This window comes from Microcystis sp. M49636_WE2 (assembly GCF_030065375.1).
In the GTDB taxonomy this organism is placed as follows: Bacteria; Cyanobacteriota; Cyanobacteriia; order Cyanobacteriales; family Microcystaceae; genus Microcystis; species Microcystis aeruginosa_C.
In genome coordinates this window covers 1-7,524 of sequence record NZ_JASJFG010001050.1, presented here as the reverse complement: position 1 = coordinate 7,524, position 7,524 = coordinate 1, and the positions used below count along the sequence as shown (strand labels likewise).

Sequence of the window (7,524 nt, the reverse complement as noted above, 5' to 3'; positions counted from 1 at the left end):
ACAGATTGTCGAGACAGAAACGCCGCTTTAAACATCTTGCAAAAGGGATTAAGTAGCGTGGGGCGCACGCAAACTTTAAACGCTTCGGGAGAGATTCCCTCTTGGTTGGTTGGAGAAATCCTGCTTGCTAACGGAGACTCAATGAACGAAGAATCCCTGTCTCTTTAGAGCGGGGAGCGTCAATCGACAACCTCACGACCAATTTGCCAAACAATACCTAGAAGAATTGCTGTCTCCTCTGGGAAAGGTGGAAGTTAGCAAGGAGGTGGCGGATGAAACCCGTCAGGTGGATATTTTCTTCTCTCCTCACCCTAATATGCGGGGAAATGCTCAATCTTTGGGTCTTTTAGGGCAAATGGTGACAACAAGCACTTTGCTTGAGCCTTTTCGCAATGCTCCCAATCGAACGGAAATTCGCAACTGTATCTTAAAATTGTTTTCGATTTTCGCTGAACTTCAACGGAAAGGGAAACGGGAAAAAACTGAGTTAAACGAGGATGACTTACCTAAATTATGGATTTTGGCTACTTCTATTAGTTTCCAGATACTAGAGAGTTTTGATGCTAAATTAGAACTAGAAAACTGGACAGAAGGGATTTACTTTTTATCTCCCTCTCACCGAACGGCAATTATAGCGATTAATCAGTTACCTATTACCCCAGACACTTTACTGTTAAGATTGTTGGGACGGGGGAAAACCCAAAGCCAAGCGGTGAGAGAGTTGCTTGAGTTGCCTTCTGGCGATTCCTTCCGTCAAAATGTCATGGAATTATTGATTAGTTGGCGTGTGAGTGTTGAAGTTAATAATCTTTTAGAATCAGAAGATAGGGAGGTATTTATGGCTTTATCTCAATCTTATTTAGAGTGGAAAGAGGCGACCAAACGAGAAGGACTTCAACAAGGACTTCAACAAGGACAACGACAAATTATTGAAAATTTAATGCAAGTGAGGTTTGGAGAATTGGATGAGTCTTTAATAAAAGTTATTGATGAGTTGCTCAAGTTATCACCGATGGAGTCTAGTCGTTTATTATTGGAGTCTTCACGGGAAGATTTAATCAGACGATTCCTCTCTGAAAACTAAAAATAATTCGACAATCGTAAGCAAGAGTACAAGACCATAACTCTCCTAAATTACACCTTAATTTATGGGTTTTTAAAGACGGTGTAAATGGCTCTTCGTCCAGTTTTCTAAGTAGGGTTTGCGGCAAAAAGTAGGGGCGAAGCATTCGGATAGGAAATCTACGGTTTCAGCGATAGGTTATGCCCGAATGCTTCGCCCCTACAGGACGTAAGGTTTTGAACCACAATTCTCTCAAAATCTTGCACCTGTTATAGTCATTTCAGATAAGTCTGATACACTCTATACCGACAAAACCCTTATGAACTCTGGGATTAATATTCTCAATTTTAATTGAAATGACTATACCTTACTGACCGCAGATTCCGCAAAGCTTCCACGACCGAGCGTTGACCCGCATCTTCATCAAGGTAGAGACGGATTTGACTCATTAAAATTCACCGGCTCGATATCGTGATTCCCAGTCTTCACAATCGGCTCGGTAAGCATCGATATCGGCCTCTATCTGTTCTTTATTCGCGTGATAATACGCTAGAGCGCTATAAATTTGAGCCAGACTTAACTGAGGATATTCCTTAGCGATCGCTTCGGCACTCATTCCCGTTTTATGATCCATGACTAAACTTTGAATCGTGATTCTAGTTCCCGCGATCCGGGGACGGGAATTACAAATATCCGGACTAGCAACAATAAATTCGCTAATATCGATGCCTGTAGCCATATTTTCGCCTAGAGAAGTCCCTTTTATTGTAGCTCGATCGATACATCCGAACGACAAAAAAGCACCCCTTTCGAGGATGCCCTTTTATCTAATGATTGAGATGCTAACTGATTGAAATGCTAAAAATAGGGAATTTATAGACTTTCCACTCAAAGTTAGGTTGATGATTGAAGCTGGAAATCGCCATCATGTTGTATAAGCAACAGGATTAACGATAATTGCTATTAGGAGTCTTTTTTGGCTTGCTTCTTATTTAATTTTCCCGTCAAGAAAGCACCGAATCCGAGTAATCCTAAACCCAATAAATTGGACGGTTCAGGAACACTAACGCCACCAGTATTTTGAATAATAGGGTTTTGGGTGACTGTTACTGTTCCAGGAGCAGTAAATGTTAACCCCGTCACAAAAGCAGTAGGATTAGTTGGATCGAGCATTTCCGCAGGATCGATATCACTGATGCGAAAATCACTAAAGCCAAGGGGATTAACACCCAACAAGTTGAAAGTTGTTCCCGCAACTAGAGAATAATTGCCAAATCCGGGTAATTCTAGGATAAAGTTACTGTCGCCCTGGGGGAGAGCATTGGGGATTAAAACAGAGGCGAATAAGGGTCCGCCTGTCACTGCGTAATCGTATCCTACCGACACAATGGGATCGAAAAAGATGGGGTCAATTATACCCAATCCATTATCACCGACGGGAACACCAGGAAAGGTAAAACCGTCGGGGTTGCTTGGATTTGGGGTAGGGAGAAGCGGATTGGTAGGCGTTGTCCCTGGAGGAACTGGTTCTCCATCTAAACTAGCAATCCAAGCTTCAGTATTACCACTGGAATTAAATCCGAAACCCACGATAGACAGTCCATCCGCAGAAATTCCAGTCGCCTCGATCAAATCCCAACCGTTTAAATTTAACCCATAATCATTAGTTAAAACCTGTTTTAAGCTCCGCATCCCTTGGGTGCTATTCCAGATAAATGCCTCATTACTTTCATTACTTGTACCAACCACAACAGATCCATCGGCTGATACTCCATTAGCATAGCTAGGTCCCCCTAGTCCGACCATCCCCGTCCCTTGTGTCCAACGGAATGCCTCCTGAGCAAAATTAGCATTCATGCTTTGACCAACAACAACAGACCCATCTGCTGATACTCCTGAAGCCACGCCCGAAAAACGCAAGCTCCCTAGTCCAACCGTCCCCGTTGCCTGTGTCCAACGGGATGCCTCATTACCGCTGGTATAACCAACCACAACCGACCCATCGGCTGACACTGCTGGGATACCAGACCACAACACCCTACGAAAAAGACCACCCCCAAATAAGTTACCTAGTCCGACCATCCCCGTTGCTTGTGTCCAGCGGAATACCTCATCCAAACTATCGCTGTAACCAACCACAACCGACCCATCTGCTGATACTCCTGAAGCACGGCTAGAGCTCCACCCCGGTAAGTTCCCTAGTCCCACCATCCCCGTTACTTGTGTCCAACGGAATGCCTCATTACCATTAGCACTATTGCTGTAACCAACCACAACCGACCCATCGGCTGATACTCCTGAAGCACTGCTAGAGATCCCCCCAGGTAGGTTTCCTAGTCCGACCATCCCCGTTGCTTGTGTCCAACGGAATGCTTCCAGACCAGTACCACTAATGCTATAACCAACAACAACAGACCCATCTCCTGATACTCCTGAAGCCACGCTTATGAAACCCCCCCCCAGTAAGTCTCCTAACCCCTGAAAAGAGGCGGCTTGTGCGGGGAAAGTCACCCCGATCGCACCCAATCCGATCCCTAAGCTGATACAATTAGCTAGTATCTTGTTCATAACCTGATAAGACTCCAAAAAACTAAGTGATTCTTACAATCTAGATGTTCACTTTGGTTTTGTCTGTGGGAATTTGTGGCCATTTTGGATTTTCTGATATAATAATTTTCGTGGGATAAAGTGGGATTTAGTGACAAAAAGGAGGGCAAGGCTCATGAAACAAGGCTAAATTTTCCTTAATAAGGCAAGAGAACAGGCAAAAGTTTTCGCTTGTTTTTCCAACTTTAACAATATCTAATGTAAAGGACAAATTACTAAATTAAGAGGTTAATCAGTAAAAAAAGGCAAAAAATGGAAGAATTATTAGAGTTAAAAAATCTATTACTAGCTGGCAATGTTCCCGATGCCTTGATTTTGGTAGAGGAAATGACAGAAATGAGTAAGGATGATAAGATCAATAAGATTTTTAGCTTTAGTATTATTGTCCTATTACATCTGATTAAGCAGCAAGCAGAAAACCGCAGTACCCGCTCATGGGAAACCTCTATTTCTAATTCTGTTCGACAGATTCAACGCATTAATCAACGACGTAAAACTGGAGGAAATTATCTAACATCAGAAGAATTAAAAGAAACCTTAGATGATGCTTATTCTTCGGCTTTGAGACAAGCGGCATTAGAAGCTTTTGAAGGTATATATCAACCAGAAGAAATTGAAGCTATGATCGATAAAAATCAAATTATTAATCAAGCATTGGCATTAATATTAATCGATTAAGTAACAGGTGACAGTCGGAAACAAATCAGGAGGTTTAAATGTCAGAAATAAAATAATTTGGCAAATATTTATAAAAAAACGAGAAAACTAAAATCTGTTCCCTTATCCCAAACAGTAATACAAAAGTTCTATCACTTACTTATATGGATATTCAAACCCTTTTAGAATGGACAGATAAACAGGTATTAGAGAAAACTGGTAAACATCTTGATTCGTTGCAAGAATCCATCTTACAGGGTATTTGGGAACATCAAGATTACGAAGAAATTGCCAAAGATAATCAGCGCAGTTATGACCATATAAAAAAAGAAGCATGGAAGTTATGGCAACTGTTATCAGATGTTTTTGAAGAAGATATAAAAAAGTCTAATGTTCGTTCTATTTTAGAAAATAAAGCTTCATCTACTATTTATAATTTTGTTAACTCTCCACATAATAATATAAGAAATCATCATGTTAATGTCTGTAGAGAAAATAACCCCTATTCAGAAAACAACTTAAAAAAGTCTTCAAATTTTCCAGATAATGATCATCTATACCCAATAATTAACCTAACAAAAGCTCCTGAATTAGGGTGTAACTATGGACGTAAGTTAGAAATATCAACCTTAAAAGAATGGCTAGATAATAAAACTCGATTAATTACTATTTATGGGTTAAGTGGAATTGGAAAAACAGCCTTAACCCTTAAATTAATTTCAGAAATTGCCCCACAATTTGATTATATTATTTACCGCAGTCTGGAAAATATTCCTCAATTAATCGCTCTCAAAGATGATCTAAAACAGTTTTTCAGCCAATCTCTATCAACCCCCTTACCTGATATAATAGATTATCTAAGCTCCTATCGTTGTTTAATTATTCTTGATGATGTGCAGAATATTTTTAAACCGGGGGAATTAGCAGGTAAATATTTAAGCGACTGTCAGGATTATCATAAATTTTTTCAGCAAATTGCTACCACATCTCATCAAAGTTGTTTGATTTTAATTAGTTGGGAACTTCCCAGAGATTTTGTTACCTTAAAATCCGATAAAATTAAAACTTTATACCTGCAAGGTTTAACGACAGAATTTGAAGAAATCTTCAAAGAATACGGTTTAAAAAATGAGGAGAAATGGACGGAACTGAGGGAACTTTATCAAGGTCATCCTAACTGGTTAAATATCATCTCCTCAACCCTTATTGAGCTATTTGATGGGGAAGTATCTTTATTTTTAGAACAAATGAAAAATGAAATTTATTTAGGAGATATAGAAGACTCGATCGAATGTCATTTACAGCGTTTATCCGCAACAGAAAAAAAGGTGATACACTGGTTAGCTAATCAAACTGAAGCGGTAGAAAAGTTTCCCAAAACTGCTAATCTTGACCTTTCTCAATCTGAATTTTGGGCAACTATTCAATCATTAATGAGACGCTGTTTACTGGATAAATTACCATCAGAAACCTCGTCCTATTTTCCTATTAATCCTGTCTTTAAATCTTATCTTAAAAAAAATCCTAACGATTAGGAAAAATTTATCTTATTATAAATATATGTGTACCGCAACGCAGAAACCCGCAGGATCGCTTTCCAGTCTATACTATTTTCTATACACCTGATCGTGACTACCAATATCAATTAACAAGATGATAACTTCTAAATATTCTCCATCTTCCGAAAAACTAAAAATAATTCGACAATCGTAATCTACAGTACAAGACCATAACTCTTCTAAATTACCACTCAACTTATGGGTTTTTAAAGACAGTGTAAATGGGTCTTCTGCCAGTTTTCTAAGTACATCGAAAATTTTAGGTTTTAACTGGGGATTTTTCTTGATTAGCTTCTTAAACGAACGCTTAAACCCATCACTCCATATTAAATCCATTGTTAATCCTCATTCAAATCGGCAATCAAATCTTCTACGGTTCCCTTTCTGGCCGTTCCAGTAGCGATCGCCTCTTTCAATTCCTTAAAATTAGCTAAAATTTCTCTTTCTCTTGCTTTGGCTCTATATTGACACAAAATCTCTAACAATGACTCCTGTTCATCCTCTGATAAATTCTCAAAAGATTTGATCATTTCTTGCAAAGTCATCATTTTACCTCTTAACTCTCGATAAAAACCTGGAATCTCTTATTCTTTGTGTGATCAGTTTAACTTACATAGGAGCGATCAATCTTTGTGTCCTTTGTGTCTTTGTGGTTTGCTCCACTCGCTCGTCACCAGGACTGTATCTTAGAATACATTTTACCCACCAAACCTAAGAGAGCCAAATTTATTTTATTATAAATATATGTGTACCGCAACGCAGAAACCCGCAGGATCGCTTTCTAGTTTTTCCTATTTTATCAATACACTTCATCATGAGTACCAATGTCAAGTAGAATGACAACTTCCTCCTGGGTGTCTGGCTCAATTTCTATAGAAAAAATAATCCGACAATCATAACCACAAGAACAAGCTTTAAGTCCCGATAATTCCCCTTTTAATGAATGAGTTCCCAAGTTCAAAAAATAAATATCTTCCCTCATTTGTGCCAATGTTTTCTCAATCGCTTTCTGTCGCTGAGGATTTCTGAGAACAAACTTACGGAAAGTCCGCTTAAATTTAGGCGTTAAAACCAGTTCTCTCATAATATCTATTCTAAAGTTTCTCTCAATTCTCTCAGAACAATTTCTAGGGGTTGAGGTTTAAATTCTCTTTGATGAAAAGCATTAATTGACTCCCTAGCATCCCTAGCAATTTCTTGACGACGAATATCAAGTAAACGATTTTGTAAAATTTCTAATAACATTTCCTGTTGTTCTAAAGATAGTTGCTCAACAGTATTTAAAGCTTGTTCTAAACTGATCATAATTTAACCTCAAACTCAAAAAACCACCTTCTATTCTAACAACAAAAAAGCACCCCCTCGCGGGAGTGCCTTTTCGTTCAGACTAGGAATTAACCATTGATAGCAGGAGCAGTCAGAGCTACAGGAGCCTGTTCACCACTAGCTAAGTCTAAGGGGAAGTTGTGAGCGTTGCGCTCGTGCATTACTTCCATACCGATACCAGCGCGGTTTAACACATCGGCCCAAGTACCGATTACACGACCTTGAGAATCGAGAATCGACTGGTTGAAGTTGAAACCGTTGAGGTTGAACGCCATGGTGCTAACACCCATCGCCGTAAACCAGATACCGATT

General features: G+C 39.3%; 10 protein-coding genes and 2 pseudogenes. 4 read left to right on the top strand and 8 right to left on the bottom strand.

The genetic code is table 11. The annotated features are described in order from the left end of the window. Positions 1-168 (top strand): annotated as a pseudogene (locus PX484_RS25910) (RNA-guided endonuclease TnpB family protein); the annotation flags it as partial. Between the two features lie 70 nt (positions 169-238). Further along, positions 239-1,084 carry a hypothetical protein gene (locus PX484_RS24285; protein ID WP_287768140.1) on the top strand — a complete coding sequence of 282 codons (846 nt, stop codon included), beginning with the start codon at positions 239-241 and terminating at the stop codon, positions 1,082-1,084. On the opposite strand, the pseudogene PX484_RS24280 reads toward PX484_RS24285, so the two are convergent. From PX484_RS24280 to PX484_RS24270, 3 genes and pseudogenes are all read right to left on the bottom strand, one after another. After that, positions 1,077-1,199, bottom strand: a pseudogene (locus PX484_RS24280) (type II toxin-antitoxin system RelE/ParE family toxin); the annotation flags it as partial. The gene PX484_RS24285 and the pseudogene PX484_RS24280 overlap by 8 nt on opposite strands. A 312-nt stretch (positions 1,200-1,511) precedes the next feature. Beyond that, positions 1,512-1,802 carry a DUF433 domain-containing protein gene (locus PX484_RS24275; protein ID WP_287768139.1) on the bottom strand — a complete coding sequence of 97 codons (291 nt, stop codon included), beginning with the start codon at positions 1,800-1,802 and terminating at the stop codon, positions 1,512-1,514. Between the two features lie 224 nt (positions 1,803-2,026). Further along, positions 2,027-3,631: a PEP-CTERM sorting domain-containing protein gene (locus PX484_RS24270; protein WP_287768137.1), complete on the bottom strand. Its 1,605-nt coding sequence runs from the start codon at positions 3,629-3,631 to the stop codon at positions 2,027-2,029. A gap of 291 nt (positions 3,632-3,922) precedes the next feature. Between PX484_RS24270 and PX484_RS24265 the strand changes: the two genes are divergently transcribed. After that, positions 3,923-4,348: a DUF29 family protein gene (locus tag PX484_RS24265; protein WP_287768135.1), complete on the top strand. Its 426-nt coding sequence runs from the start codon at positions 3,923-3,925 to the stop codon at positions 4,346-4,348. Between the two features lie 143 nt (positions 4,349-4,491). Further along, the gene (locus PX484_RS24260; protein ID WP_287768134.1) at positions 4,492-5,862 is read left to right on the top strand and encodes a helix-turn-helix domain-containing protein; all 1,371 of its coding nucleotides are present in this window, start codon (positions 4,492-4,494) and stop codon (positions 5,860-5,862) included. Positions 5,863-5,934: 72 nt separating this feature from the next. Here the strand turns inward: PX484_RS24260 and PX484_RS24255 are convergent, their stop codons facing one another. The 5 genes from PX484_RS24255 to PX484_RS24235 all read right to left on the bottom strand — a co-directional run. Continuing rightward, the gene (locus tag PX484_RS24255; RefSeq protein WP_287768132.1) at positions 5,935-6,222 is read right to left on the bottom strand and encodes a type II toxin-antitoxin system RelE/ParE family toxin; all 288 of its coding nucleotides are present in this window, start codon (positions 6,220-6,222) and stop codon (positions 5,935-5,937) included. Between the two features lie 2 nt (positions 6,223-6,224). Further along, complete coding sequence (locus PX484_RS24250) at positions 6,225-6,431, bottom strand: hypothetical protein (RefSeq protein WP_080949705.1); 207 nt, start codon at positions 6,429-6,431, stop codon at positions 6,225-6,227. 254 nt (positions 6,432-6,685) lie between these two features. Then, positions 6,686-6,970 carry a type II toxin-antitoxin system RelE/ParE family toxin gene (locus tag PX484_RS24245; RefSeq protein WP_287768130.1) on the bottom strand — a complete coding sequence of 95 codons (285 nt, stop codon included), beginning with the start codon at positions 6,968-6,970 and terminating at the stop codon, positions 6,686-6,688. A gap of 5 nt (positions 6,971-6,975) precedes the next feature. After that, a complete protein-coding gene (locus PX484_RS24240) occupies positions 6,976-7,191 on the bottom strand; it encodes a hypothetical protein (RefSeq protein ID WP_002799384.1) in 216 nt (71 codons plus the stop codon). A gap of 89 nt (positions 7,192-7,280) precedes the next feature. Continuing rightward, on the bottom strand, positions 7,281-7,524 hold a 244-nt coding region (locus tag PX484_RS24235; protein WP_288105978.1), incomplete at its 5' end, for a hypothetical protein.

What these genes read in the sequence shown, in the direction of transcription:
- PX484_RS24250 (WP_080949705.1), bottom strand. Translation starts at nt 6,431, where the DNA reads ATGACTTTGCAAGAAATGATCAAATCTTTTGAGAATTTATCAGAGGAT.
- PX484_RS24270 (WP_287768137.1), bottom strand. Translation starts at nt 3,631, where the DNA reads ATGAACAAGATACTAGCTAATTGTATCAGCTTAGGGATCGGATTGGGT.
- PX484_RS24240 (WP_002799384.1), bottom strand. Translation starts at nt 7,191, where the DNA reads ATGATCAGTTTAGAACAAGCTTTAAATACTGTTGAGCAACTATCTTTA.
- PX484_RS24275 (WP_287768139.1), bottom strand. Translation starts at nt 1,802, where the DNA reads ATGGCTACAGGCATCGATATTAGCGAATTTATTGTTGCTAGTCCGGAT.
- PX484_RS24255 (WP_287768132.1), bottom strand. Translation starts at nt 6,222, where the DNA reads ATGGATTTAATATGGAGTGATGGGTTTAAGCGTTCGTTTAAGAAGCTA.
- PX484_RS24260 (WP_287768134.1), top strand. Translation starts at nt 4,492, where the DNA reads ATGGATATTCAAACCCTTTTAGAATGGACAGATAAACAGGTATTAGAG.
- PX484_RS24265 (WP_287768135.1), top strand. Translation starts at nt 3,923, where the DNA reads ATGGAAGAATTATTAGAGTTAAAAAATCTATTACTAGCTGGCAATGTT.
- PX484_RS24245 (WP_287768130.1), bottom strand. Translation starts at nt 6,970, where the DNA reads ATGAGAGAACTGGTTTTAACGCCTAAATTTAAGCGGACTTTCCGTAAG.